General features: G+C 61.4%; 19 protein-coding genes and 1 tRNA gene. 17 read left to right on the top strand and 3 right to left on the bottom strand.

Annotated elements, in window-relative coordinates:
* Positions 1–25: 25 nt before the first annotated feature.
* Complete coding sequence (gene plsY, locus ACY8D3_RS17095; RefSeq protein WP_462380010.1) at positions 26–595, top strand: glycerol-3-phosphate 1-O-acyltransferase PlsY; 570 nt, start codon at positions 26–28, stop codon at positions 593–595.
* 2 nt (positions 596–597) lie between these two features.
* On the opposite strand, the gene tsaD is transcribed toward plsY, so the two are convergent.
* On the bottom strand, positions 598–1,623 hold the full coding sequence (gene tsaD, locus ACY8D3_RS17100) for a tRNA (adenosine(37)-N6)-threonylcarbamoyltransferase complex transferase subunit TsaD (protein ID WP_462380011.1): 1,026 nt from the start codon (positions 1,621–1,623) through the stop codon (positions 598–600).
* A 200-nt stretch (positions 1,624–1,823) separates the two neighbouring features.
* Here tsaD and rpsU point away from each other — a divergent pair, with 200 nt between their 5' ends.
* The 4 genes from rpsU to ACY8D3_RS17120 all read left to right on the top strand — a co-directional run bounded on the left by rpsU (position 1,824) and on the right by ACY8D3_RS17120 (position 6,268).
* The gene (gene rpsU, locus ACY8D3_RS17105) at positions 1,824–2,039 is read left to right on the top strand and encodes a 30S ribosomal protein S21 (RefSeq protein ID WP_003085057.1); all 216 of its coding nucleotides are present in this window, start codon (positions 1,824–1,826) and stop codon (positions 2,037–2,039) included.
* Positions 2,040–2,188: 149 nt separating this feature from the next.
* The gene (gene dnaG, locus ACY8D3_RS17110) at positions 2,189–4,147 is read left to right on the top strand and encodes a DNA primase (RefSeq protein ID WP_462380012.1); all 1,959 of its coding nucleotides are present in this window, start codon (positions 2,189–2,191) and stop codon (positions 4,145–4,147) included.
* A gap of 67 nt (positions 4,148–4,214) precedes the next feature.
* A complete protein-coding gene (gene rpoD, locus ACY8D3_RS17115; RefSeq protein ID WP_462380013.1) occupies positions 4,215–6,071 on the top strand; it encodes an RNA polymerase sigma factor RpoD in 1,857 nt (618 codons plus the stop codon).
* Between the two features lie 120 nt (positions 6,072–6,191).
* Positions 6,192–6,268, top strand: a tRNA-Ile gene (locus ACY8D3_RS17120).
* Positions 6,269–6,403: 135 nt separating this feature from the next.
* Here ACY8D3_RS17120 and mapR read toward each other — a convergent pair.
* Positions 6,404–7,843 (bottom strand): GntR family transcriptional regulator MpaR, encoded by a 1,440-nt coding sequence (gene mapR, locus ACY8D3_RS17125; protein ID WP_462380014.1) that lies wholly within the window; start codon positions 7,841–7,843, stop codon positions 6,404–6,406.
* 511 nt (positions 7,844–8,354) lie between these two features.
* Between mapR and cyoB the strand changes: the two genes are divergently transcribed.
* The 5 genes from cyoB to ACY8D3_RS17150 all read left to right on the top strand — a co-directional run bounded on the left by cyoB (position 8,355) and on the right by ACY8D3_RS17150 (position 14,645).
* The gene (gene cyoB / locus ACY8D3_RS17130) at positions 8,355–10,328 is read left to right on the top strand and encodes a cytochrome o ubiquinol oxidase subunit I (protein ID WP_462380015.1); all 1,974 of its coding nucleotides are present in this window, start codon (positions 8,355–8,357) and stop codon (positions 10,326–10,328) included.
* A 116-nt stretch (positions 10,329–10,444) separates the two neighbouring features.
* Positions 10,445–10,675: a hypothetical protein gene (locus tag ACY8D3_RS17135; RefSeq protein WP_462380016.1), complete on the top strand. Its 231-nt coding sequence runs from the start codon at positions 10,445–10,447 to the stop codon at positions 10,673–10,675.
* 616 nt (positions 10,676–11,291) lie between these two features.
* On the top strand, positions 11,292–12,218 hold the full coding sequence (gene rbsK / locus ACY8D3_RS17140) for a ribokinase (RefSeq protein WP_462380017.1): 927 nt from the start codon (positions 11,292–11,294) through the stop codon (positions 12,216–12,218).
* A gap of 31 nt (positions 12,219–12,249) precedes the next feature.
* Positions 12,250–13,581, top strand: coding sequence for an L-fucose:H+ symporter permease (gene fucP / locus ACY8D3_RS17145; RefSeq protein ID WP_462380018.1), 1,332 nt, complete (start codon positions 12,250–12,252; stop codon positions 13,579–13,581).
* Complete coding sequence (locus ACY8D3_RS17150) at positions 13,578–14,645, top strand: aldose 1-epimerase family protein (RefSeq protein WP_462380019.1); 1,068 nt, start codon at positions 13,578–13,580, stop codon at positions 14,643–14,645. Before fucP ends, ACY8D3_RS17150 begins: the two co-directional genes overlap by 4 nt.
* A gap of 5 nt (positions 14,646–14,650) precedes the next feature.
* On the opposite strand, the gene deoR is transcribed toward ACY8D3_RS17150, so the two are convergent.
* Positions 14,651–15,406, bottom strand: a complete 756-nt coding sequence (gene deoR, locus ACY8D3_RS17155) for a DNA-binding transcriptional repressor DeoR (RefSeq protein ID WP_462380020.1) — start codon at positions 15,404–15,406, stop codon at positions 14,651–14,653.
* A 112-nt stretch (positions 15,407–15,518) separates the two neighbouring features.
* On the opposite strand from deoR, the gene deoC reads away from it, so the two are divergent.
* The 7 genes from deoC (at position 15,519) to ACY8D3_RS17190 (ending at position 24,120) form a co-directional block, all read left to right on the top strand.
* On the top strand, positions 15,519–16,199 hold the full coding sequence (gene deoC / locus ACY8D3_RS17160) for a deoxyribose-phosphate aldolase (protein ID WP_462380021.1): 681 nt from the start codon (positions 15,519–15,521) through the stop codon (positions 16,197–16,199).
* A gap of 482 nt (positions 16,200–16,681) precedes the next feature.
* The gene (locus ACY8D3_RS17165; protein ID WP_462380022.1) at positions 16,682–17,863 is read left to right on the top strand and encodes a patatin-like phospholipase family protein; all 1,182 of its coding nucleotides are present in this window, start codon (positions 16,682–16,684) and stop codon (positions 17,861–17,863) included.
* A gap of 409 nt (positions 17,864–18,272) precedes the next feature.
* Positions 18,273–19,601 (top strand): MFS transporter, encoded by a 1,329-nt coding sequence (locus ACY8D3_RS17170; protein ID WP_462380023.1) that lies wholly within the window; start codon positions 18,273–18,275, stop codon positions 19,599–19,601.
* A gap of 225 nt (positions 19,602–19,826) precedes the next feature.
* Positions 19,827–21,137 (top strand): sn-glycerol-3-phosphate ABC transporter substrate-binding protein UgpB, encoded by a 1,311-nt coding sequence (gene ugpB / locus ACY8D3_RS17175; protein ID WP_462380024.1) that lies wholly within the window; start codon positions 19,827–19,829, stop codon positions 21,135–21,137.
* A gap of 133 nt (positions 21,138–21,270) precedes the next feature.
* Entirely contained in the window at positions 21,271–22,149 is an 879-nt protein-coding gene (gene ugpA / locus ACY8D3_RS17180) for a sn-glycerol-3-phosphate ABC transporter permease UgpA (RefSeq protein ID WP_462380025.1), read from the top strand.
* Between the two features lie 24 nt (positions 22,150–22,173).
* Positions 22,174–23,019: a sn-glycerol-3-phosphate ABC transporter permease UgpE gene (gene ugpE / locus ACY8D3_RS17185; RefSeq protein WP_462380026.1), complete on the top strand. Its 846-nt coding sequence runs from the start codon at positions 22,174–22,176 to the stop codon at positions 23,017–23,019.
* A 3-nt stretch (positions 23,020–23,022) separates the two neighbouring features.
* On the top strand, positions 23,023–24,120 hold the full coding sequence (locus ACY8D3_RS17190; protein ID WP_462380027.1) for an ABC transporter ATP-binding protein: 1,098 nt from the start codon (positions 23,023–23,025) through the stop codon (positions 24,118–24,120).
* Positions 24,121–24,751 lie beyond the last annotated feature (631 nt).

Genomic DNA, 24,751 nt, shown 5'->3' on the forward strand with positions numbered 1-24,751 from the left:
GGCTAAAGCGCCCTGGATAATTTCAATGTACTGGCTGCTGATCACGCTTGCCTACCTGCTTGGCTCCGTCTCGTTCGCCATTCTGCTGAGCCGGCGCACCGGTGGGCTCGATCCCCGGACCGGCGGCTCCGGCAATCCCGGCGCGACCAACATGTGGCGCCTGGCCGGCCGGAAGCTGGCGCTGCTTACCCTGGTGGGCGATATCTGCAAGGGCGTAGCCCCGGTGCTTATCGCCCGGAGCCTTGGGCTGGGCGTCGATCAACAAGCCTGGATAGGGCTGGCGGCAGTGGTCGGGCATTTATATCCGCTCTATTTCCAGTTCCGCGGTGGCAAGGGCGTCGCGACCGCTGCAGGCGTCGTGCTCGCATTATCCCCACCGGCCGCGCTGCTCGGCGCCGCCGCCTGGCTCATGATCTTCAAGCTGACGCGGACCAGTTCGCTCGCCGCGCTTATCGCGACACCAGCGACCCTTCCGGTCATTGCCTGGCATCAGCCGCTTGCGCTTCTGCCGATGTGCCTGCTGACCATACTGGTCGTCTGGCGTCATCGGCGGAATCTCAAAGGCCTGATAACGGGCCGTGAAAACCGCTTCTGAGGTCAGACGGCCGCCAGCGTATCCATTGGCCAACGCGCCTTCACGGCGATACCCGGCCCCTCCTGCTGCCCCACCAGAAGGCGCTGGCAACCGGCATAAGCGATCATCGCACCGTTGTCCGTGCAAAAACGTGGCCGCGCATAGAACACCTGCCCCTTCATCTCACCCAGCATCTTTTCAAGTGAGGTCCGTAGCGAAACGTTGGCGCTAACCCCGCCTGCAATCACAAGATGCTTGAGCCCGGTCGCCTTCAGCGCGCGGCGGCATTTGATGACCAGAGTCTCCACGACGGCCTGCTGAAAGGCCAGCGCGATGTCGCAACGGGTTTGCTCACCGTCGTCCCCGGCGCTCTTGCACTGCTGCCAGGTGTTCAGGGCAAAGGTCTTGAGCCCACTGAAGCTGAAATCCAGCCCTGGCCGGTCCGTCATAGGCCGGGGAAACACAAACCGACCCGGCGTACCCTGCTGCGCCAGCCGTGCGATCTCCGGGCCGCCGGGATAGCCGAGGCCGAGCAGCTTCGCCGTCTTGTCAAAGGCCTCGCCCGCCGCGTCATCCACCGATTCACCCAGCAACTCGTACTGGCCAATGCCATCCACGCGGACCAACTGGGTGTGACCGCCAGATACCAGCAGCGCCACGAATGGGAAGGTTGGCGGCGTCTCTTCGAGCATCGGCGCAAGCAGATGGCCTTCCATGTGGTGGACACCGAGCGCGGGGATGCCCCAACCGAAGGCCAACGCCTGCGCGCAGGATGCACCAACGAGCAGCGCCCCCACGAGCCCCGGCCCGGCGGTGTATGCAATTCCATCAATATCCGACGGACGGACACCCGCCTCATCGACCACTTGCCGGATGAGGGGGATCATGCGTTTGACGTGATCACGCGACGCCAGCTCCGGCACGACACCGCCATATATACGGTGAAGGTCAATCTGGCTGAACAGCGCGTCGGCCAAGAGCCCGCGCTCGCTATCGTAGAGCGCGACACCGGTCTCGTCGCACGAGGTTTCCAGGCCCAGAACTAGCATTGGCGCGGGCTACCTATAGATAAGAAACAAGCCGTGCATCATAATCCCGGCCCCTTGCAGCGACCAGCGGTTTTCGACGAGCCCTTTGCATTTCGAAAGCCGAGGCGTTACTATCCGCAACCCTTGAAAACCGACGTACTCCCAGAGCCGATTGCCGGGGAGGCGTTCAACCACCCGGTAAAAGTGAAGGTACGACCTGGATGCCAGCCGTCAAAGTCAAAGAAAACGAACCCTTCGACGTAGCACTGCGTCGTTTCAAGCGCTCTTGCGAAAAGGCCGGTGTACTGGCTGAAGTTCGCAGCCGCGAGTTCTACGAGAAGCCGACTGCCGAGCGCAAGCGCAAAGCTGCTGCTGCCGTAAAGCGTCACGCTAAGAAAGTTCAGCGCGAACAGCGCCGTCGTGAGCGCCTGTACTGAGTTAATACTCGACAGACGTTCGCGCGAAGCCCGGCTCGTCCGGGCTTCTGCTTTTCCGAAGCCTATTCTTATACTCCGCTTCGCCAACAGCGAATGATCGGAGATTCTTTGTTCCAACGCCGTTAGCCGAATAACTTCCCGAGGCCAACATGGCCGGCCTGATCCCACAAAGTTTCATCGACGATCTGCTGAACCGCACCGACATCGTCGAAGTGGTGAGCTCGCGCTTGCAGCTCAAAAAGGCGGGGAAGAACTACACCGCGCTCTGCCCGTTCCATAACGAGAAGTCGCCGTCCTTCAGCGTAAGCCCAGACAAGCAATTCTATTACTGCTTCGGTTGCGGCGCGGGCGGCAACGCACTCGGCTTCATCATGGACCACGACCACCTGGATTTCCCCCAGGCCGTTGAAGAGCTGGCCAAGCGTGCCGGAATGGACGTCCCTCGCGAGGAAAGCCGTGGCAACAAGCCTCGCCAACCGGTTGATTCGCCGCTGTACCCATTGCTGGACGAAGCCGCAAATTACTACCGGCAGGCGTTGAAGGCACATCCGACGCGCAAGGCTGCGGTCGAATACTTGAAGGGACGCGGATTGTCTGGCGAGATTGCTCGTGACTTCGGCCTGGGGTTCGCACCGCCCGGCTGGGACAATCTGCTCAAGCAATTCGGGAATGACGCCCTTCAGCAGAAGGCGATGATCGATGCAGGTCTGCTGATCGAGAACGCCGAAAGCGGCAAGCGCTACGACCGGTTCCGTGATCGAGTGATGTTCCCCATCCGCGATTCACGGGGTCGGGTGATTGCCTTCGGCGGTCGGGTCCTTGGCGACGACAAGCCCAAGTACCTGAACTCGCCGGAAACACCGGTTTTCCACAAGGGCCAGGAACTGTATGGCCTGTACGAAGCCCGCAAGCACAACCGCGACCTTGAGGAAATCATGGTGGTGGAAGGCTACATGGATGTCATCGCTCTCGCCCAGCAGGGCCTGCGCAATGCCGTGGCCACGCTGGGAACAGCCACGAGCGAAGAACACCTCAAGCGCCTGTTCCGCGTCGTACCGAGCGTACTGTTCTGCTTCGATGGCGACCAGGCCGGCCGCAACGCGGCATGGCGCGCACTGGAGTCTACCCTGTCGAGCCTGCAGGACGGGCGGCGGGCACGCTTCCTGTTCCTGCCCGAAGGCGATGACCCCGACAGCCTGGTACGGCGCGAAGGCAGGGATGCATTTCTCGCCCGTATCGCCCAACAGGCACAGCCACTTGCGGATTATTTCTTCGAACAGCTGTCGGAAGAGGCTGATCCGCGATCATTGGAAGGCAAGGCACACCTGGCAACACTGGCCATGCCGCTGATCGAGAAGGTCCCCGGCGCCAACCTCAAGGCCCTGATGCGTCAGCGCCTCAAGGACATCACCGGGCTCAGCGGCGACAGCCTGCCACGCCCGGCGGTATCGGCACCAGGCGAATCCCGGGCCGAGGACTACGGCATCGTCTATGACGAGCCCACTCACGACGCCGCATACGAATATGCCGCCCACGCGCAGCCAATTGAAGGCTTCGAGCAGAACCGCAAGCGCAAGGGCGACTGGAAAGGCAAGGAATGGAAAAGCGACGGACGGAAGCGAGACGGCTGGCGCGACGGAAAATCCTTCAAGCGGCCCCCTCGCACCGAAATTGCTGTCGAGTCGCCGTACCTGACAGCGCTGCGCACGCTCCTTCACCATCCGGAGCTCGCGGGCAAAGTGGAAGATGCCAGCCTGATCGCCGGCGAAAACGACATGTACGCGCAGCTGTTGGTCGCGCTGCTCGAAGCGGTACAGAAGACCCCAGGCCTCAGGACAGTCCAGCTGCTGGCCCGCTGGCATGGCACGGAACAGGGCAAATTGCTACGCGCCCTGGCAGATAAAGAATGGTTGATCCAGGCCGACAACCTTGAACAACAGTTTTTCGACACTATAACTACGCTATCTGCGCGCCAACGCGAGCGTAGCCTCGAATACCTGCTGCAAAAATCACGTCAAAGCGAACTGAGCGTAGAAGAAAAGGACCAACTACGAGCATTGCTTAACCGCACAAGCTCGGCCGCTCCCCCGACCTCATCTGGCGCCTGAGGTCCTCTTTCAGCTATAATGCGCGGCTTGTTTTCAGCCCGCCAAGACCTTCAGTGGATAGGGTGTTATGTCCGGAAAAGCGCAACAGCAATCTCGTCTCAAAGAATTGATCAGCCGCGGCCGCGAGCAGGGTTACCTGACGTATGCCGAGGTCAATGACCACCTGCCGGAGGATATTTCAGATCCGGAACAGGTGGAAGACATTATCCGCATGATCAACGACATGGGGATCAACGTATTCGAGAGTGCCCCGGATGCGGATGCCCTACTGCTCGCTGAAGCGGATACCGACGAAGCCGCCGCGGAAGAAGCCGCAGCTGCTCTCGCCGCCGTCGAAACCGATATCGGTCGCACTACCGACCCGGTCCGCATGTACATGCGCGAAATGGGTACGGTCGAGCTGCTGACCCGCGAAGGCGAAATCGAAATCGCCAAGCGCATCGAAGAAGGTATCCGCGAAGTGATGGCGGCGATCGCCCAGTTCCCGGGCACCGTCGACAGCATCCTTGCCGATTATCAGCGCATCGTCGCCGAAGGCGGCCGCCTGTCCGATGTCCTGAGCGGCTACATCGACCCCGACGACGGCAGCGTGCCGGCCGAGGAAGTCGAGCCTGTTCAGCCTCAGACGAATAAGGCCGACAAGGCCAAGGACGACGAGGATGAGGAGAGCGAAGGCGAGTCCGATTCCGATGATGAATCCGAAGCCGATACCGGCCCGGATCCGGAGGAAGCCGCCCGTCGTTTCGGCGCCGTCTCCGAACAGCTCGAGAAAGCCAAGAAAGCCCTGAAGAAGCATGGCCGCGGCAGCGCCGAAGCCACTGCTGAACTGGAGTCCCTTGCCGAACTGTTCATGCCGATCAAGCTCGTACCCAAGCAGTACGACGCCCTGGTCGACACCGTTCGCGATGCCCTGGACCGTGTACGCCGTCAGGAACGCGCCATCATGCAGCTGTGCGTCCGTGACGCGCGCATGCCACGTGCCGACTTCCTGCGTCAGTTCCCCGGTAACGAGACCGACCTCGAGTGGGCCGACCGTCTTGCAGGTGGCAAGGCCAAGTATGCCGAAGCCATCGGCAACCTGAGCGACGACATCAAGCGTAACCAGCAGAAGCTCATCGACCTGCAGAAAGAAGTCGACCTGCAAGTCAACGAGATCAAGGACGTGAATCGCCGCATGTCCATCGGCGAAGCCAAGGCTCGCCGCGCCAAGAAGGAAATGGTCGAAGCGAACCTGCGTCTGGTGATCTCCATCGCCAAGAAGTACACCAACCGTGGCCTGCAATTCCTCGATCTGATCCAGGAAGGCAACATCGGCTTGATGAAGGCGGTGGACAAGTTCGAATACCGCCGCGGCTACAAGTTCTCTACGTACGCCACGTGGTGGATTCGCCAGGCGATCACCCGCTCCATCGCCGACCAGGCGCGTACCATCCGTATCCCGGTGCACATGATCGAAACGATCAACAAGCTGAACCGGATCTCGCGGCAGATGCTGCAGGAAATGGGACGCGAGCCGACGCCGGAAGAGCTGGGCGAGCGCATGGAAATGCCTGAGGACAAGATCCGTAAGGTCCTGAAGATCGCCAAAGAGCCGATCTCCATGGAAACCCCGATCGGAGACGACGAAGATTCGCACCTGGGCGACTTCATCGAGGACAGCACCATGCAGTCCCCGATCGACGTAGCCACGGTCGAAAGCCTCAAGGAAGCGACCCGCGACGTGCTCTCTGGGCTCACCGCGCGTGAAGCGAAGGTCCTGCGTATGCGCTTCGGTATTGACATGAACACCGACCACACCCTCGAGGAAGTCGGTAAGCAGTTCGACGTTACCCGCGAGCGTATCCGTCAGATCGAAGCCAAGGCCCTGCGCAAGCTTCGTCACCCGTCTCGCAGCGAGCATCTGCGCTCCTTCCTGGACGAGTAAGCGAAACCCGCACCCCCAAAAAGCCCCGGCCATGACGGGGCTTTTTGTTTTCCGCAAAACCATCTGCGCCAACGGGTTGGCGCCCCGCCCTGCCATCGGTATACTTCGGCGTCCTTCTGGGGGCCTATAGCTCAGTTGGTTAGAGCAGAGGACTCATAATCCTTTGGTCCACGGTTCGAGTCCGTGTGGGCCCACCACTCTTCGAAAAAGCCGCGCACTGCGCGGCTTTTTGCTGCCTGTAGGCGAGCAGCCAGACGTTGGACCTCCACGCACTCCATGCTTAGCCCCGATTGTGCTGCCTGCCTGATCCAAGGCGAGCAGCAGATCTGTCCCTACTGACCAATAGCGGCGCCTCTTCCTGATATCACACCGCTCCGCAGCAGCTCCCCCAACGTACGCATCGCCCGCTCGCTCTCCTCATTCCAGGGGTGGCCGTAATTGAGCCGTACACAGTGTCCGAAGTGCTGCGATGCCGAAAAGATCGGACCTGGCGCAATGCTGATGCCTTGAGCCATGGCCAGGTGAAAAAGCGCTAATGCGTCGACATGCGCGGGAAATTCGAACCAGAGGTAGTACCCACCTGCCGGTCGGCTGACCCGTGTTTCGGCCGGGAAATAGCGCGCGGCAGCGTCCAGCATCCGATCCTGTTGCGTCTTCAGCGCTTGCCGCAACTTGCGTAGGTGCCGGTCATAGCTACCGTGCTGAAGGTAATCAGCAATGGCCATTTGCGCCGGCACCGAGGCCGAGACCGTGGTCATCAGGCGCAAGCGATTGACCCGCTCGGCGAAGCGCCCGGCCGCCACCCAGCCCACACGGTAACCCGGCGCGAGGGCCTTGGAGAACGAACTGCAGTGCATCACCCAACCCTCCCGGTCGAAATGCTTGACCGGGCGTGGCGGCGTGGCGCCGAAATAGAGCTCGGCGTAGACGTCATTCTCAATAAGTGGAACCTGGTGCCGGGTGATCAGCTCACACAGGGCACGCTTCTTCACCTCGCTCAGGCTGGCACCGGTTGGGTTCTGCAGATGCGGCATGAACCAGCACGCTTTGATCGGCAGCGTATCCAACCGGTTCGCCAACACTTCAAGGTCCAAGCCGTCACGCGGATGGACCGGAATCTCCACCGCCTTGAGTTTCAGCCGCTCCAGTGCCTGAAGCGTTGCGTAGAACGCAGGCGCCTCGATGGCGACCAGATCGCCCGGTTCGGTAACCGACTTCAGGCACAAGCTCAGCGCCTCCATCGCCCCGTTCGTGACTACCAACTCCTCCGTGCGCAAGGCGACGCCATTCACACCATAGCGCAGCGCAATTTGCCGAATGAGATCAGGGTGGCCGGCCGTGAGCTTGGCGACCAACGCCGGGCCCGACATATCACGCACGGCATGGCTCATCGAGCGTCCCAGACGCGTAAGCGGAAGCAGTTCAGGGCTTGGAAACGCCGCGCCAAACGGCACGGTATGCGGATCACACAGCGCACCCAGCACCGAGAACACCAACTCGCTCACACCCACTTCGGTTGCAGCACCTGATGCGGTGATGACCGGCGCCTGTCGAGTTGGCATCGTCCTTGGCCGGACAAAGTATCCCGAGCGCGCACGGGCGCTAATCAATCCCCTGTCTTCGAGCAGGTAATACGCCTGGAAGACGGTCGAGGGGCTGACGTTATAGGCGCGGCTGGCATGGCGCACCGAGGGGACCTTCTCGCCAGGCGATAACGTTCCGGCGCGGATCAGGCCGGCAATGTCATCGGCCAGTTTTTCGTACAGCTTCACAGTCGCCACTCCTTGCCGAGCTGTCGTGGCGTCCGTTTTATCACTCTGCTTACTTTGAAATATTGCGCTGAGGCAATCCGCCGCATCTTTGCAGGCCGCATGAGCGCTGGCATTTATCTGATACGGTTTTTTTCGCCGCATCTGATTCTGTATCCAAATCTGACCTGCCCCTAAGGTCCGCCTCCAACGGGCCGGGAGCCGGCTCGGTGGAAGGATGAAGGCCATGTACCCATACGGCGCTTATCAAAGGCCGCGGCCATAACAGGCCTACTCCACGTAGCCGCATGTGACCAGCGTCATGCACGCCACTGGCAATGCGATTTGCGCGTAGAGCCGTATCACCTTCTGCCACTTATCCAGATGAATCGATACCGAACGCCCATCCTGAGGCGGCCGGCCCCAAGCGCGCACCACGACGCGCCCGAACCTCATCTCCGCTCCCACCGCCGCCGAGCGATGCATCGAATCCAATGCTGAGTACCGAGGCCATGCCTCGGCTATGGAGTTCATGATGTTCGGAAAGCTCACACTCGACGCTATCCCGCTGCACGAACCGATCCTGGTCGTAACCATGATCGTCGTCGCGCTCGCTGCGATTGCGCTGATCGCGGGAATCACCTGGTTCGGTAAATGGAAATACCTGTGGGACGAATGGTTCACGACCGTCGACCACAAGAAGATCGGCATTATGTACATCGCCGTCGGCCTGGTCATGCTGGTGCGTGGCTATGCCGACGCCATCATGATGCGGACCCAACTGGCGCTCGCACATGGCGGTTCCGAGGGATACCTCCCGCCCCATCACTACGATCAAATCTTTACCGCCCACGGCGTGATCATGATTTTTTTCGTGGCGACGCCCATCATCGTCGGCCTGATCAACATCGTCACACCGTTGCAGATCGGTGCGCGTGACGTGGCCTTCCCGCTGCTCAACTCGTTCAGCTTCTGGGTTTTCGTCGGTGGCGTGATCCTGACCAACCTGTCGCTGTTCGTGGGCGAATACGCCATGACCGGCTGGGTCGCGTACCCACCGCTTTCCGGCATCGAATACAGCCCCGGCGTAGGCGTCGACTACTACATCTGGAGCCTCCAGCTTTCCGGGATCGGCACGCTCCTCACGGCCGTGAACTTCATCGTCACCATCATCAAGATGCGCGCGCCCGGCATGACGATGTTCCGCATGCCTGTGTTCACCTGGACCGTCTTCTGCGCCAGCGTAATCATCGCCGCCGTCTTCCCGATCCTGACCGTCACCCTGGCGATGCTGTCCCTGGATCGCTACCTCGACTTCCACTTCTTCACGAGCTCGCACGGCGGCTCGCCGATGATGTACGTGAACCTGATCTGGGCCTGGGGTCACCCCGAGGTCTACATCCTCGTTCTGCCCGCCTTCGGGATCTTCTCCGAAGTCACGGCAACGTTCGCGCGCAAGAAGCTGTTCGGCTACCACTCGATGGTCTGGGCGACCATCGCCATCACGGTGCTGTCCGTAGCCGTCTGGCTCCACCACTTCTTCGCAATGGGTTCCGGCGCCAGCGTAAACACCTTCTTCGGCATCGCCACCATGGTCATCGCTGTTCCCACGGGCGTGAAGATCTTCACCTGGCTGTTCACCATGTACCGTGGCCGCCTGCGGTTTACCACGCCGATCCTGTGGACGCTTGGGTTCCTGGTGACCTTCTCCATCGGCGGCATGACCGGCGTGCTGCTCGCCGTACCCGGCGCCGATTTCCTGCTGCACAACAGCCTGTTCCTCGTCGCGCACTTCCACAACACCATCATTGGCGGTGCGGTGTTTGGCTACCTGGCAGGCATCAGCTACTGGTTCCCCAAAGCCTTCGGCTTCAGGCTGCATGAGGGCTGGGGCAAGGCCTCCTTCTGGTGCTGGATCACCGGCTTCTACGTGGCCTTCATGCCGCTCTACATCCTGGGCTTCATGGGCATGACACGTCGGTTGAACACCGCTGCCAACCCCGAGTGGACGCCGCTGTTGCAGATCGCCGTGGTGGGCGCCGTGCTCATCGGCCTGGGCGTGGTGTGCACGGTAATCCAGTTCGGCGTCAGCATCTGGAAGCGCGAGGAGCTCCGTGACCGCACCGGCGACGCCTGGGATGGAGACGGCCGCACCCTGGAATGGTCAATCCCCTCGCCGCCGCCGTTCTACAACTTCGCCGTCACCCCCCGCGTCAAGGAACTGGATGCATTCCACGCCATGAAGCAGGAGGGGCTCGAACCGCCGCCAGCGACCTACGCACCCATCCACATGCCGCGGAATACGTCGGTAGGCGTGATCTCCTCGCTGTTCGTCACGATCATGTGCTTCGGCCTGATCTGGCATATCTGGTGGCTCGTAGGCGCAACGTTCGTTGCAACCGTCGTCTGCTTCATCGCACGCAGCTACAACGACGACGTGGACTACTACGTCCAGCCCGACGAAGTTGCCCGCGTCGAGCAGGCGCACCAGGCGCAGCTATCAAGCTGACCACGCATCGCCCGAAGGCCTTGACCGTCCTTCGGGCCACTTGGGCGCTTCATGCCGGTGCGTGAAGCCGGCACGAAGCGCTCCCACGCCTTCCCCCATCATCGGGAGAACAGCACATGGAATTCCTCTTCATCCTCGTCACGAGCTGCCAGCTATTCCTGGCCTGCATGACGTACCGCATGGGCCTGCCCCGCTTCGCCTTTGCCATCGCGGCAGGCGTCGTTTCCGGCTACGTACTGTTCTATCTGGGGCAGACCGGGCTGGCGTTCATCGGGCTCTTCACGGGACTCGGCTTTCTGCTCTGGAGTTATTCGATCCTGAGGCATGCAGCCCCGCAAGAGCACTGAATAGACAATCATTCGGTGCAGCAAGTCGTTTGAACGCGCCGCGCCTTCAAATGACTCGTCGACTCCCCCCTGCTCCTCGATGCGTACGGTGGCCACGCCGCGTGTTGTCACGCGGCGCCCATACCACGCCCTGGCGAAGCCGAGCATCGCGTAGGCGGAAAACGCCGTAGCCTCCGTAATCCCGATCTGCCCCCTGACACCACAACCATCTGGTTCATCGCCTGGCTAGGCAGAGGTGCGGCGTTGCGGGTCGCGCCCTGAGTCAGCGAGGGTCGCTCATTGCCGGCTTACTCCGCCCAACAAGCCCCGCCCTAACCGCCGTAGTTGGGGCGCGTGCTATGCGTGACGAAGCCATCCCAAGCAAGTGCAGCATCAGCCCTCCGCTAGCGCCATCTCAGATCCGCAGCCACTTCCTATGGCCAGCACGTGCCCGTCAGCACTGTCTGCCATCGCAGCGACTTCAGGCGCACCCAGCTTTCGCGTGCGACGGTAGTGCTTTTGAGTGGGAAACGAATCGGCGGAAATAAAGATTGAATAATCACAAAAAATGTTATTTAAATAACACAAAACCTACGACTGATATTCATATCGGCCGCCCCGAGAGGTCCCAAGAATAATGAGCAAGATTGCAGTCATCGGCAGCAACATGGTCGATCTGATCACCTATATCGAGCGCATGCCCGCTCAGGGGGAAACCCTCGAAGCGCCGGGTTTCGCGATGGGATGCGGTGGCAAGGGTGCCAATCAGGCCGCCGCTGCGGCGCTGCTCGGCGCTGACGTGCTAATGCTCAGCAAAGTTGGCGATGACGCCTTCGCTGATACCACTCTGGCCAATTTCCAGCGGCTGGGTATCGATACCCGGTTTGTCGAGCGGGTGCCCGGGGTTTCCAGTGGCGTGGCGCCCATCTTTGTCCAGGAGAGCTCGCACAACAGCATTCTCATCGTCAAAGGCGCCAACGCCCATCTGTCGCCGGCCGATATCGACCGCGCCGAGGCGCAGCTACGCGATTGCGCCCTGATCGTGCTGCAGCTCGAGGTCGAGCTGGCAACCGTTTACCACGCGATCGAGTTCGCACGCCGGCACGGTATTGCCGTCCTGCTTAATCCCGCGCCTGCCATAGCAGGCCTGAGTCGGGAGCACCTGAAGCAGCTCGATTTCCTCATTCCCAACGAAAGCGAGCTGGCCCTCATCAGCGGCCAGCCGGTGACTTCAGCCGAGCAGGCAGCCCAGGCTGCGCGCCAACTGGTGACCGAAGGGGTGAGACATGTGATCGTCACCTTGGGCGATCAGGGCGCGCTGTACGTAGGCGCCGAAGGGGAGTGGCAGGTGCCTGGGGTCAAGGTTAAGGCCCGAGACACGACTGGAGCCGGCGACGCTTTCATTGGTTGCTTTGCCCGGCACTGGAGTCAGGACAGAGACATCCGTCGGGCCATGCATCACGCGGTTGCCTACTCCGCCTGCTCGGTTACCGGCCTGGGCACCCAGTCATCCTACCCAGATGCGCCGGCCTTTGAGCGATTCCTCGGCGGCCTACCGGGCTGACCCTTAATTAGCAAGTTCGCGGAGAACAACAATGAATAAACCTGCGTTGCAACAAACCCCGGACGGGTTCTACCTGAACCGCACGCCGTGGTTCGCCTTCCTCCTGCTGTGCAGCATTTTCGCCTTGTGGGCGGCAGCCGCAGGCATGAACGACGTACTGATCGCCCACTTCAAGAAGGCGTTCCTGCTCAGTGATTTCCAGAGTGCCTTCGTTCAGTCGGCGTTTTATCTGGGATACTTCTTCCTCGCCATTCCAGCCGCGCTGGTGGTGCGTCGCTTCAGCTACAAGACAACGATTCTGGTCGGCCTGATGCTGTACCTGTTCGGCTGCATGCTGTTTTTCCCGGCTGCATCCACCGCCAAGTACGGCATGTTCCTGCTGGCGCTATTCGTAATCGCCGCCGGCCTGTCGTTTCTTGAGACCGCGTGTAATACCTATTCGACCTTGATGGGGCCGCGGGAGACCGGCACACGTCGCCTGAATATCTCGCAGACCTTCCACCCATTCGGCGCCATGACCGGGGTATATGTCGGAAGCTTCGTGATGTTCAAGGAAACCGACGCATCCCACGAGCAATTGGCCCAGATGAGCGCCAGCGAGGCTGCGGTCGAGCAGCTGCAGATGATCCAGTCGACGCTGCTGCCCTATAAATGGATGATCGTGGTGCTCATACTGGTGTTCATCCTTGTCGCCATCACACGCTTCCCCGCGTGCAAGGGTAACCGCACGGCCAGCGAACCGGCGCCAAGCCTAGGCCAGAGCCTCGGCCGGCTTAGACGCAATCCCCGCTTCTGCTTTGGTGTACTTGCGCAATTCCTCTATGTTGGCGCGCAGGTCGGGGTGTGGAGCTTCACGATTCGCCTGGCCATGCAGATAGGTGACATGAACGAGCGCAGTGCCTCCTGGTTTCTGCTGATCACGTTCGCCGCCTACTTTTTCGGCAAGCTGATCGCCAACCTGCTCATGCGCAAGATGCACCCGGCGAAGGTGCTGGCGCTGTACGGGGTGCTGTCCATCGCGCTGCTGGCATACACCATTCTGGTGCCGAACATCACCGCCGTGTACGCCGCAGTCGGCGTCAGCATCTTCCTTGGGCCCTGCTGGCCGACGATCTACGGACTGGCCATCGATGGACTCGGCGAAGACTCCGGCGTTGGCGGCTCCCTACTCGTGATGAGCATTGTCGGCGGCGGCGTAATTCCGGTCTTTCAGGGACTGCTCAGCGATGCCAACGGCGGCAACATGCAGATCGCCTACAGCGTACCCTTGCTGTGCTTCGTCGTGATCGTGATGTACGCCATGCGTTGCGCGCGTCAGCCCCAACCGACCCTGAACAGCTCGGCGACGGCGGTCACTCAATGAAGACCCAACAGTATCGAATCCCCTTGTATCCACAGCTCTGGGAGCAGGCCAGTCGCCTCTTGCTTGAGTCAGCGCATTTCAGTGCGCGGGCCTGGACCTACCCCAGCGGCGTCAAGGCACTATCGCTGGAAAACAGCCGCGGCGAGCTGGTGGTGCTCCCCTGGCAAGGGCAAATGATCTGGTCCGCCGAGTTCGATGGCCAGAACCTGACCATGCACAACATGTTCACTCAGCCACGGCCCAGCGCTGGCGTGATCGGCACCTACGGCTGTTTCATGTTTCACAGTGGGTTGCTGCGCAACGGCTGCCCGGGCCCCGAGGACGATCATGCGCTGCATGGTGAAATGCCCTGCGCGACGATGGATGAGGCGTGGCTAGAGGTGGGTGAGGACGAGCACGGCGCCTATCTGCGTCTGGGCGGAACCTGCGAATACGTTCAAGGCTTCGGCGACCACTACCGGGCGAACCCAAGCGTGACCGTGCGCCCGGAGAGCGGGCTATTCGAGATCGGCATGCACGTGGTCAACGCGGCTGCCAAACCCATGGATCTCATGTACATGGCGCACATGAACTACGCCTATGTCGATGGAGGGCGACTGACCCAACCGCTGGGATGTGAGCGTGTTCGGGTGCGCGCCAGCGTACCCGAACACGTACGGCCGACGCCGGAATGGACGGCTTACATTGCGGAGCTCAGGCAGGACCCTGCGAGCCTAAAGGTGCTGGATTCCCCGGCACTCTATGATCCCGAGATCGTCTGCTTTTTTGACGACGTGCAAAGCGATGCAGCGGGGCAGGCGCATTTTTTCCTCGAGCACCCAAATGGCGCAGCGTTTTACACCCGCTACAGCCCCCAGCAGTTCGAACATGCCGCCCGGTGGATTCTGCACAACCCCGACCAGCAAGTGGCGGCCTTTGTCTTGCCCGCCACCTGCGAGCCGGAGGGCTACACGGCGGAATTGGCCAAAGGACACGTGCGCAGCCTCGCGCCCGGGGCCAGTGCCGAGTTCAGCGTAACCACCGGCTACCTGAACGTGCAGGAACGCAAGGCCTTGCAGCCATGATGCATTCACACCACCAGTTGGGCGCCGCGGGCCTTGATAGCGTCTCGGTAGCTGCGTGGAATTTTCTTGTCACTGATGACGCAGTGAAAGTCGCTCAACTCTCCGAAGTGAGCAGTGCGCACAGCGTCGAACTTGGAGTGGTCGGCGAGCAGCAGGCATTGCCGCGCTTGTCGCATAACCTTTTGCTTGACCTCCACCTCGTGGAAATTGAAGCAGGTCACCCCGCAGTCCAGGCTGACCCCGGCGGCTGAAACAAAGGCCCAGGTCAGGCGTACGCCATCGAGAATACTGGCTTCGGCATGACTCTCGAATACCTGGTTCTTACGGTGGAAGGCGCCGCCACAGAGGACGATGTTGCAGTGGGGCTTGTGCTGAAGCTTGAGCAGGACATTCAACGAGTTGCACACCGCAGTGAACTCAAGCTCGTCCGGAATGAAGTCCACTACGAAGGGGATCGTCGTACCGCAATCGAAGAACACCGTGTCGCCCGGCTGGATGAAGGCGGCGGCAAGCTTACCGATGCGCCGCTTTTCCTCGACGTGCCGATTGTCCTGTTCGCTGACACGGTAGTCACCCGGCTCAGGCTCGTCGTGAGCACGGGTGATATAGCCGCCCAGCAGGTGCAGTTGGTCGCGGTGCCGGCTCAGGTCGCGCCGCAAGGTCATCTCGGACACGTCAAGCAATGCTGCCATCTCTCTTAGATGGATAGCTTTTTGATCCTGCAAAGCCTGGTGGATCTGTTTGATTCGGTCGGATTTCATGGATTGCGGCTGTCCGGCGGCTCGATTCGTTGTGTGATTATATTAACGTTATTTGTTAATTCTATAACTTGGGTATCAACCCTGTATTGCTACTGATGATAGGAATCGACTTATGCATTCGCTCGAACCCGCTGCATTGGCCAAGGCCATCGACCACACCCTGTTGGCGGCAGACGCCAGCCGAGAGCAGATTGCCAGACTTTGCGACGAAGCCCGAGAGCATGGATTCTATTCGGTATGCGTCAATTCGGGGCAGGTGCCTTTTGCCGCCAAAGCCCTGACCGGGTCTTCGGTCAAGGTCTGCGCCGTGGTGGGCTTTCCATTAGGCGCCGGGCTGAGTGAAAGCAAGGCGTCGGAGGCCGCCCTGGCGATCGCCGCCGGGGCCCAGGAAATCGACATGGTGCTCAACATTGGCTGGCTCAAGGATGGACTGTTCGACGAGGTCCTCGAGGATATCGCCTGTGTGCTCAAGGCCTGTGACACGGTGCCTCTGAAGGTGATTCTGGAAACCTGCCTGCTCGACGAGGCGCAGAAAGTACGAGCCTGCGAGATCTGCCGCGACCTCGGCGTGGCGTTCGTCAAAACATCCACAGGTTTCAGCCGCGGTGGCGCGACCCTGGAAGATGTAGCGCTGATGCGGCGTGTCGTAGGCCAGGACATCGGCGTAAAGGCGTCCGGCGGGGTGCGTGACTTGGCCACCGCCCGGGCAATGATCGAGGCAGGAGCGACGCGACTGGGAACCAGCTCGGGTATTGCGATCGTGACGGGGACGGGCACAGGCGCGGCTTATTGAACAGCGAGCCTCTGCCGCTAACACCTGCATTCTGGTGATGCGCGCTAGATGGCGCAGACAACCGCCAAGGGTTACATCGGTTTTGCGATCGGCCCTGACGGCCAATCGGTGGACACAGAAAGCGTCGTCCACCCTGGGTGCCTCTGATATCGCACGAGTTACCGGCCCAACGCGTAGCGTGGAAAACGGCGAAGCCTTTTCCACGCGTTAAGTCCGCGCGCAAAGTTGTAAGCCTCCGACAGGACACGGCCCCTCGAAGCGCATATCGACGCGCAACTCACAACGTCGGTCAGCACCTCATCACCAAGCGCAAAAACGCAGAGGACCGCACATTGACCGGCCCGCCAAGAGCATGCGGAAACCGTATACCGTAAGCGACGCTAGCGTCCAAGACGATGCTGCCCTACGGTTTGTGGCTATCGGGCCGCTATCCTGTTCTCTTGACGCGCCTGCGTTGCCGCAACCCAGAACCGGAATCAACGATGACCCAAAGCACTACACCGCACGAAGGCGTGACCGGGCTCATCCTTTCGGGCGGCGGCGCGCGCGCGGCGTATCAGGTGGGCGTGCTGTCAGCGATTGCCGATCTGCTGCCCGACGCCTCCGCTAATCCGTTTCCCGTCATCGTCGGCACCTCGGCGGGTGCGATCAATGCCGTCGGCCTGGCATGCGGCGCCCTGCACTTTCACCAGGCAGTGCAGAGGCTGAGCACCGTGTGGCGCAGCTTCCATACCGATCAGGTGTACCGCAGCGATTGGCCCGGCGTATCGCGCCAGGCGAGCCGTTTCCTCGGCCACAGCGTGCTCGGGTTCGGCAAACAGGTGCCCGTCGCACTGCTCGATAGCTCGCCGTTGGCACAGTTGCTCGAGCGCGAGCTGGATTTCTCAGGTATTGCCGCCGCCATGCGCCGCCGGCAGCTGCGCGCCGTCGCCGTCACGGCATTTGGTTACGAGTCAGCCGAAGCCGTCACCTTCTACCAGGGACACACCACCATCGATCCCTGGCTCAGGCACCGTCGTGTCGGCGTACCGACGCGCCTTGCACTGCATCACCTGCTTGCGAGCGCCGCCATTCCACTGATCTTCGCGCCGGTGAAAATCAACCGCGAGTATTTTGGTGATGGTGCGGTACGCCAGACCGCACCAATCAGCCCGGCTCTGCACCTGGGCGCCACGCGCGTGCTGGTGGTCGGGGTCAGTGGCAACCCGATGGATGACGGGGCCAAACCCACGCCACCGCCGCGGCCGAGAGGCGCTAGCCCGAGTCTTGCGCAAATTGCGGGGCATATGCTCAACAGTACCTTCATCGACAATGTCGAAAGCGACATCGAACTACTGCAACGCCTCAACTTTCTTGGCGGCCTGGTGCCCATCGAGAAGCGCAAGCGCGCCTTTGGCCTCACGCCGGTCGACGTACAGGTGATTTCCCCGAGCCAACCGTTGGACAAGATCGCCGCTCGCCACCGCAAGGAAATGCCCCCGGCCATGAGAATGTTCCTGCGCGGCCCCGGCGGCACGCGTGAGGGCGGCGGTGGGCTGTTGAGCTACTTGTTGTTCGAACCCGGCTATTGCAGCGAGCTGATCGAACTGGGCTACAAGGACGCGATGGCCAAGAAGCACTCGCTCACCGCTTTTCTAGGCATTGCACAGGCGGAGCAGCTTTAAAGCTTCGCTCATATCCCCTAGCCACGCTTGACCCTGGCAATGCGGACCCTGACGCCTCCTACTACTGCATAGGACCAAGGCGCTGCGCTTCAAGCTGATCGGCGTCTTGCGGGGTGTTTGGCGGTAGGCGGAACGGCACGGTGCAGCGTTCGTTTACCTCTGCACGGAACCGCCAATATGCCGCACTAGAGCGCTCCGGCCGATAGGACAGAAGCGGCCCAGTGTCGCCTTTGATAGAAAAGCGTGTCGTTGACGGAAAAGTGCCGGCGCGTTCGGCCCCTATCTTTGCAAGCGCGAATTGACCGCATGTCGGCCCTGCTGCACGTTAACCGTGCATAGCCGAAGGCCAATGCAGCGTCACTCGCCTGACAAGAACAATAAGCGGGCCTGGCCCTTTGGAGCGGTTGGTATGCATGTCGTGACAACACCATCGGATCACAGCGCAGGCGTGTCCCATGGCGGCGCAATTCCCTTCGACCAGGCGCCGATGAACCTTCTCGTCACGCTGGTGGCGATCAGCGCGTTCGGCGGGATCATCGTCGACGGCTATATCCTCGGCATCATCGGCAGCGCCATCGGCCCGGCCTCCCAGGAGCTCGGCCTGCCGCCGCTCGGTCAGGGCCTCATCGCCGCGAGCGCACTCATTGGTATCTTCATCAGCGGTTTGTTCTTCGGCCGCGTCGCAGATCGATTTGGCCGCAAGCGCGTGTTCTTCTGGAATCTCATTGGCTTTGTCGTCGTTTCGATCGCGCAACTGTTCGTGGTCGGCACCTGGGACCTGGTCGCACTGCGCATCCTGTTGGGGCTGCTGATCGGCGTCGAATACGCGGTCGGTACATCGCTGCTGGCCGAGTTCGCCCCGCGCCGCCACCGCAGCGTGCTGCTCGGCAGCATCGCCCTGTTCTGGTTCGTCGGCTTCGTCGCGGCCTTCTTCGTCGGGCATTTCTGGGACCCCGAAGACTGGCGCGGCCTGCTGGCCACGAGCGCAATCCCAGCTGTCATCACCCTCATCATTCGCTTCGCCATCCCCGAGTCGCCGCTGTGGCTGCAAAGCCAGGGGCGCGATACGGAAGCGCAGGCGATCGTCCGCAAGCACTACGGCCCGCAATACGCACTCGTGCCCGTCAAGCGGACAGAGGCCACCGCAACGCTCAAGCAGTTCTTCGTGGAAAACGACTGGCGCCGCGTGCTCTATTCCGGGTTGTTCTGGTTCTGCCAGGTCGGCCCGATGTTTGCCATCTTCACCTTCATCCTGCCGGTGCTCGAAGCACTGGGGCTGAAGGACAACATGGCATCGGACTTGTTGATGAACGGCCTGCAGATCGCGGGCGCGGTGCTCGGGCTCGTATTCCTTTCCCTCGTCTCACGGCGCTCGTTCGTCATCTCGACCTTCGCCATCATGTTGGCCCTGCTGCTTTTCCTCGGGCTCGCCCCACAGCAATCACCCATCGTGGCGCTGAGCGCGTTCGGCATCTTCGTGCTGGTCATCACGGCCGCCAACAACATCCAGTACGTGTATCCGCCGGAGATGTTCGAGACGCGCTTTCGCAGCACAGGCGTTGGCTTCGCCGCGGCGTTCAGCCGTATCGGCGCAGCCCTGGCGACGTACCTCTTGCCGTTGACGCTGCAGACGCTCGGCATCGCCGCCACGCTGCTGATTGCGGCCGCATTCCCGCTGATTGGCCTGCTCTCTTCCCTCGTTTGGGCACCCGAGACGAAACACACCGGCTTGAAGTAAGCCTCCATGGAGACCATGGCGCCTGCGCTTACCGCAGAACCGCCATGGCTGCCTGCCGGATACCTCGCCTCCAATTGAGAGCCGAGAGATGACGTCTCCGCGCGTCATGCGCTTGTCATGAAGATGAAGCCTTTACGTCACGGAACTGAAACCTCCCCGACTCAGCATTCGGAACGAAATAACGATCACACATCGGAGAGCATCATGGGCAAGGGCTTGAAAGGATTGGCCATCGGCATGTCTGCATTGGGACTGTCCATCGCCGCGGCGGGGGCACAGGCAGCCACCGACATCGTTTGGTGGCACGCGATGGAAGGCCGCCTCGGCGACAAGATCAACGAGATGGTCAAGGACTTCAACGCATCGCAGTCCGACTACGTGGTCAAGCCGGCCTACAAGGGCACCTACAGCGAAAACATGACGGCCACGATCGCAGCATTCCGTGCCGGCAAGGGCCCCGCCATCACCCAGGTGTTCGAGGTCGGCACCGCCAGCATGATGAACGCCAAGGGCGCCATCTACCCTGTGCACCAGCTCATGAGCGACATGAAGCAGCCGTTCGACCCGGCCTCCTATTTGCCCGCGGTCACCGGCTACTACAGCACTGCCGACAACCAGATGCTCTCGCTGCCCTTCAACTCCTCGACGCCCGTGGTCTATTACAACCGCGACGTGTTCGAGAAGGCCGGCCTTGATCCGAACAATCCGCCAAAGACCTGGGAAGAGATCGGCCAGGCCGGCAAGAAGATCGTCGAAAGCGGCGCTGCCGCCTGCGGTTTCACCAGCACCTGGCCCAGCTGGATTCAGCTCGAGAACTTCACCGCTCGCCACGACCTGCCCTTTGCTAGCGAGCAGAACGGCTTCGGTGGGCCGGATGCGCGGCTGACGTTCAACGGCCAGAAAGCCGCCGTCGCCCACATCCAGGATCTGGTCGACTGGCAGAAAAGCGGCGTCTTCCAGTACGGCGGCCGTGCCGACAGCGCCTCGCCGCAGTTCTTCTCAGGCAAGTGCGCCATGCTGATGGGCTCCTCGGCGAGTTATGCCAACGTACGGACGAATGCCAAGAACTTCCAGTTCGGCGTCGCATCGCTGCCCTATGACCCTGAGGCCCTCGAAACGCCGAAGAACTCCATCATCGGCGGCGCCTCGCTATGGGTGCTCAAGGGGCAGTCCGATGACGTCTACAAGGGCGTCGCGCAGTTCTTCACCTACCTGTCGTCCCCCGAGGTACAGGCCGACTGGCACCAGTTCACCGGCTACCTGCCTATCACCCAGGCAGCGCTACAGCTGACCCGCGACCAGGGCTTCTATGACAAGAACCCCGGCACCGATGTCGCGCTGAAGCAGATGACCTCAGGGACGCCAACGGACAATTCGCGCGGCCTGCGCCTGGGCAACATGATCCAGATCCGCGACGTGATCGAAGAAGAACTCGAGCGCGCCCTGAACGGCCAGAAAAGCGCCCAGCAGGCCATGGACGATGCCGCCAAGCGCGGCAATGAGCTGCTCACGCAATTCCAGCGCAGCGTGCGCTGATCCAACGCTCGGCAAGGCATAGGGAAGCAGACCGTGCGCATCGACAGTCGCGCACGGCTCGCTTCCATGCAGGCAAACGCCTGACAGCGCCAATGCCCAGGCCATCGCCCTCCCCTCGTGACACGGCATATCCATGACCGCCTTCCACCGTCACCGCATCACCCCCTGGCTGTTGCTCGCGCCGCAGCTGGCCGTGGTGCTCGTCTTTTTCCTCTGGCCGGCGTTCCAGGCGCTGCGCCAGTCGCTCTACATACAGGACGCCTTCGGGCTCGGCGAAACCTTTGCCGGTGCCGAGAATTTCGTGCGCGTGCTGGGCTCGGCCGAGTACCGCGAAGCGCTGGTCAATACGCTGCTGTTCAGCGTCTGCGTCGCGTTCGGCGCGATGGCCATCGCCCTGTTGCTGGCGACGCTCGCCGATCGCGTACTGCGCGGCTCGCGTGTCTATCGCACCCTGCTCACCTGGCCTTATGCCGTGGCCCCCGCGGCGGCGGGCGTCCTGTGGATGTTCCTCTTCGATCCGTCCATTGGCATCCTCGCCCATGGCCTGCAGACACTTGGCATCCACTGGGACTATCACCTGATCGGCAGCCAGGCAATGCTGCTGGTGATCATCGCGTCGATCTGGCAGCAGATGAGCTACAACTTCGTCTTCTTCATGGCCGGTTTGCAGAGCATCCCCAACAGCGTGCTGGAGGCCGCCGCCATTGACGGTGCCGGCCCCTGGCGGCGCTTCTGGACAATCACCTTTCCGTTGCTCTCGCCCACCAGCTTCTTCCTGCTGGTGATGAACACCATCTATGCCTTCTTCGAGACGTTCGGGACCATCGACACCACGACCGGCGGTGGGCCCGGCGGCGCCACGCGGACCCTCGTCTACAAGATCTACCAGGACGGCATCCTCGGTCTGGATCTGGGCGCTTCGGCCGCACAGTCTGTGATTCTGATGATCCTCGTTGGGGTGCTCACGATGGTGCAATTCCGCTACATCGAACGCCGCGTCCAGTACCACTGACGGCCGTTATTCAGGAGACCTTTCATGCGCTACCGTCGCCCCGGTCTGGACATGCTCAGCCACGCGATTCTCATCCTCGGCGTGCTGCTGTTCGGCCTGCCGCTCGTGCTCGCCCTGCTGGCCTCGACGCAGGAAGCGTCTGCCCTGTTTTCCGGCACCTTCCCGTTAACGCCGGGTGAAGCGGGCCTCAACAACTACCTGACCCTGCTGCGCGACCCCATCACTGGCGTCGGCGCGCCGGCCTGGCAACTGCTGATCAATTCGCTCGTCATGGCCCTGGGGATTGCCTGCGGCAAGCTCGTGATCTCGATCCTTGCCGCCTATGCCATCGTCTTCTTCCGCTTTCCGGGGCGGTACCTGTGCTTCTGGCTGATCTTCATGACGCTGATGCTGCCCATCGAAGTGCGCATCGTCCCCACCTATGCGGTTGTCGCGAACCTCGGCCTGCTCGACAGCTATCCCGGCCTGATCCTTCCCCTGATCGCCAGCGCCACCGCCACCTTTCTGTTCCGCCAGTTCTTCCTGACGCTGCCGCCCGAATTGCTCGAAGCCGCCCGCATCGATGGCGCCGGGCCCTGGCGTTTCTTCTTCGACTTCCTGCTGCCGCTATCGAAAACCAACCTCGCGGCCCTGTTCGTGATCATGTTCATTTATGGCTGGAACCAGTACCTGTGGCCACTGCTCGCCGTCACCGGCGGCGACCACGCCACCCTCGTGATGAGCCTCAAGCGGCTGACCATCGCCACCGACGGCACCCCACCGTGGCACCTCGCGACCGCCATGGCGATCCTCGCGCTGCTGCCCCCGGTATTGGTGGTCGTGGTAATGCAACGCTGGTTCGTCAAAGGCCTGGTGGAAACGGAGAAGTAACCCATGGCGATGCTAGAACTCAAACGCCTGCGCAAGACCTATCCGGGCGGTGTCGACGCCCTGCATGAGATCGATTTCACCATCGAGACAGGCGAGATGATCGTCGTGGTCGGCCCGTCCGGGTGTGGCAAGTCAACCTTGTTACGTATGCTCGCCGGCCTTGAAACGATCACCGGTGGCGACCTGAATATCGACGGCCAGCGCGTCAACGACCGAGAGCCGGCCGAGCGCGATATCGCCATGGTGTTCCAGAACTACGCGCTGTACCCGCACATGACCGTGTTCGACAACATGGCCTACAGCCTGCGCAACCAGCGCACACCCAAGGCCGAGATTGACCAGCGCGTGCGTGATACCGCAAAGCTGCTCGGCATCGACATGCTACTCGACCGCAAGCCACGTCAGCTCTCGGGCGGGCAGCGCCAGCGTGTTGCCATGGGCCGCGCCGTGGTGCGCAAGCCGCGGGTCTTTCTGTTCGACGAACCCCTGTCAAACCTGGACGCAGGCTTGCGTGTGCAGATGCGGCAGGAGATTCGCCGGCTGCAGAGGCGGCTGGGCGTGACGTCTGTCTACGTTACCCACGATCAGGTCGAGGCCATGACCCTGGCAGACCGGCTGGTGGTGATGAACAAGGGGCGGGTTGAGCAGATTGGTACGCCGATGGACCTGTTCACAAGACCGGCGACTCGTTTCGTTGCGGGGTTTATTGGTTCGCCAGCCATGAACTTTTTGGAGTTAGCGCCTGGAGAGCGGGCGCCGTGGCTGCCCGAGGCTGTTTCGATTGCAGACGAGCATCGCAAGGCGGCTTTAACGGTTGGGATACGGCCCGAGCAGGTGGCGGTGTCACGTGCGCCTGGCGCGTATCTTCAGGGCGAGGTTGAATTGGTTGAGCCGTTAGGGGCGGAGAGTTTGATTCATGTGCGATTGGCGGAGCAGGCACAGACGCTTGTAGCGCGGGTGCCGGGGTTGAGTGATTTGGCGTTGGGGGAGAGGGTTGGGGTGGTGTTTGGTGGGCCTGTGCATTTGTTTGCCGCTGATGGGAGTCGTCTGGCTGATGCCTCACCACGTCGTGCCCCTCATCAATGGGCGGCAGATTTATAGAGAGCGCTGTGGCTGTTTTCTTAAAGACGTTAAAGGCGTTTGGTTGCGTGCGTACGCGGGCATATCCGTGATCGTGGTGTTGGCGCGTCTGGGTTTCGGCCCTTACGGCCGAGTTACTTTTTCTTGCCTGGCCAAGAAAAAGCTAACCAAAAAGAAGGCCACCCCGGCATACGGCCCTTCGCTACGCTCCGGGTCCCCTCGCTCCGTCACTGATCCAAGGGCACGTTGCGAAGGGCCTTCCATGGCCCGTCGCAACTCTCGCGACATCCTTGTCGCTCAACCCTTTCCACAGCGACTCCGCTCAGCCTCCTGACGGGGCCCAATGGCGTCGTCTGTAAAAACGCGGCGCCCGCACAGAGTGCGGCTCCAGAACCGTAGGGCGGGTGAAGCCCGCCGGTACCGCGAGGGTGTCACGCGCGGCGTATGCCTTGGTAGGGTGCAAGCCCGAAGGCTTCCACGCATGGCCGCCACACAGCATGGACACGAGAACATATAGCTCGCTCGTAAGGGCCGAAACCGAAACGTAACGATTCCGCTCAGCCTCCTGACGGTGCCATGCGCGTCGCCCTCAGAATCTTGGCGCAACGATGCGGGTCAGCGTGCCAAGGCTGCACCTGCGTACCAAAGGCAC

This window comes from Pseudomonas sp. Marseille-QA0892, assembly GCF_054950135.1.

Excerpts from the sequence above, each read along its gene's own strand:
- plsY (WP_462380010.1), top strand. The coding sequence starts at position 26 with ATGTACTGGCTGCTGATCACGCTTGCCTACCTGCTTGGCTCCGTCTCG.
- tsaD (WP_462380011.1), bottom strand. The coding sequence starts at position 1,623 with ATGCTAGTTCTGGGCCTGGAAACCTCGTGCGACGAGACCGGTGTCGCG.
- rpsU (WP_003085057.1), top strand. The coding sequence starts at position 1,824 with ATGCCAGCCGTCAAAGTCAAAGAAAACGAACCCTTCGACGTAGCACTG.
- dnaG (WP_462380012.1), top strand. The coding sequence starts at position 2,189 with ATGGCCGGCCTGATCCCACAAAGTTTCATCGACGATCTGCTGAACCGC.
- rpoD (WP_462380013.1), top strand. The coding sequence starts at position 4,215 with ATGTCCGGAAAAGCGCAACAGCAATCTCGTCTCAAAGAATTGATCAGC.
- cyoB (WP_462380015.1), top strand. The coding sequence starts at position 8,355 with ATGTTCGGAAAGCTCACACTCGACGCTATCCCGCTGCACGAACCGATC.
- ACY8D3_RS17135 (WP_462380016.1), top strand. The coding sequence starts at position 10,445 with ATGGAATTCCTCTTCATCCTCGTCACGAGCTGCCAGCTATTCCTGGCC.
- rbsK (WP_462380017.1), top strand. The coding sequence starts at position 11,292 with ATGAGCAAGATTGCAGTCATCGGCAGCAACATGGTCGATCTGATCACC.
- fucP (WP_462380018.1), top strand. The coding sequence starts at position 12,250 with ATGAATAAACCTGCGTTGCAACAAACCCCGGACGGGTTCTACCTGAAC.
- ACY8D3_RS17150 (WP_462380019.1), top strand. The coding sequence starts at position 13,578 with ATGAAGACCCAACAGTATCGAATCCCCTTGTATCCACAGCTCTGGGAG.
- deoR (WP_462380020.1), bottom strand. The coding sequence starts at position 15,406 with ATGAAATCCGACCGAATCAAACAGATCCACCAGGCTTTGCAGGATCAA.
- deoC (WP_462380021.1), top strand. The coding sequence starts at position 15,519 with ATGCATTCGCTCGAACCCGCTGCATTGGCCAAGGCCATCGACCACACC.
- ACY8D3_RS17165 (WP_462380022.1), top strand. The coding sequence starts at position 16,682 with ATGACCCAAAGCACTACACCGCACGAAGGCGTGACCGGGCTCATCCTT.
- ACY8D3_RS17170 (WP_462380023.1), top strand. The coding sequence starts at position 18,273 with ATGCATGTCGTGACAACACCATCGGATCACAGCGCAGGCGTGTCCCAT.
- ugpA (WP_462380025.1), top strand. The coding sequence starts at position 21,271 with ATGACCGCCTTCCACCGTCACCGCATCACCCCCTGGCTGTTGCTCGCG.
- ugpE (WP_462380026.1), top strand. The coding sequence starts at position 22,174 with ATGCGCTACCGTCGCCCCGGTCTGGACATGCTCAGCCACGCGATTCTC.
- ACY8D3_RS17190 (WP_462380027.1), top strand. The coding sequence starts at position 23,023 with ATGGCGATGCTAGAACTCAAACGCCTGCGCAAGACCTATCCGGGCGGT.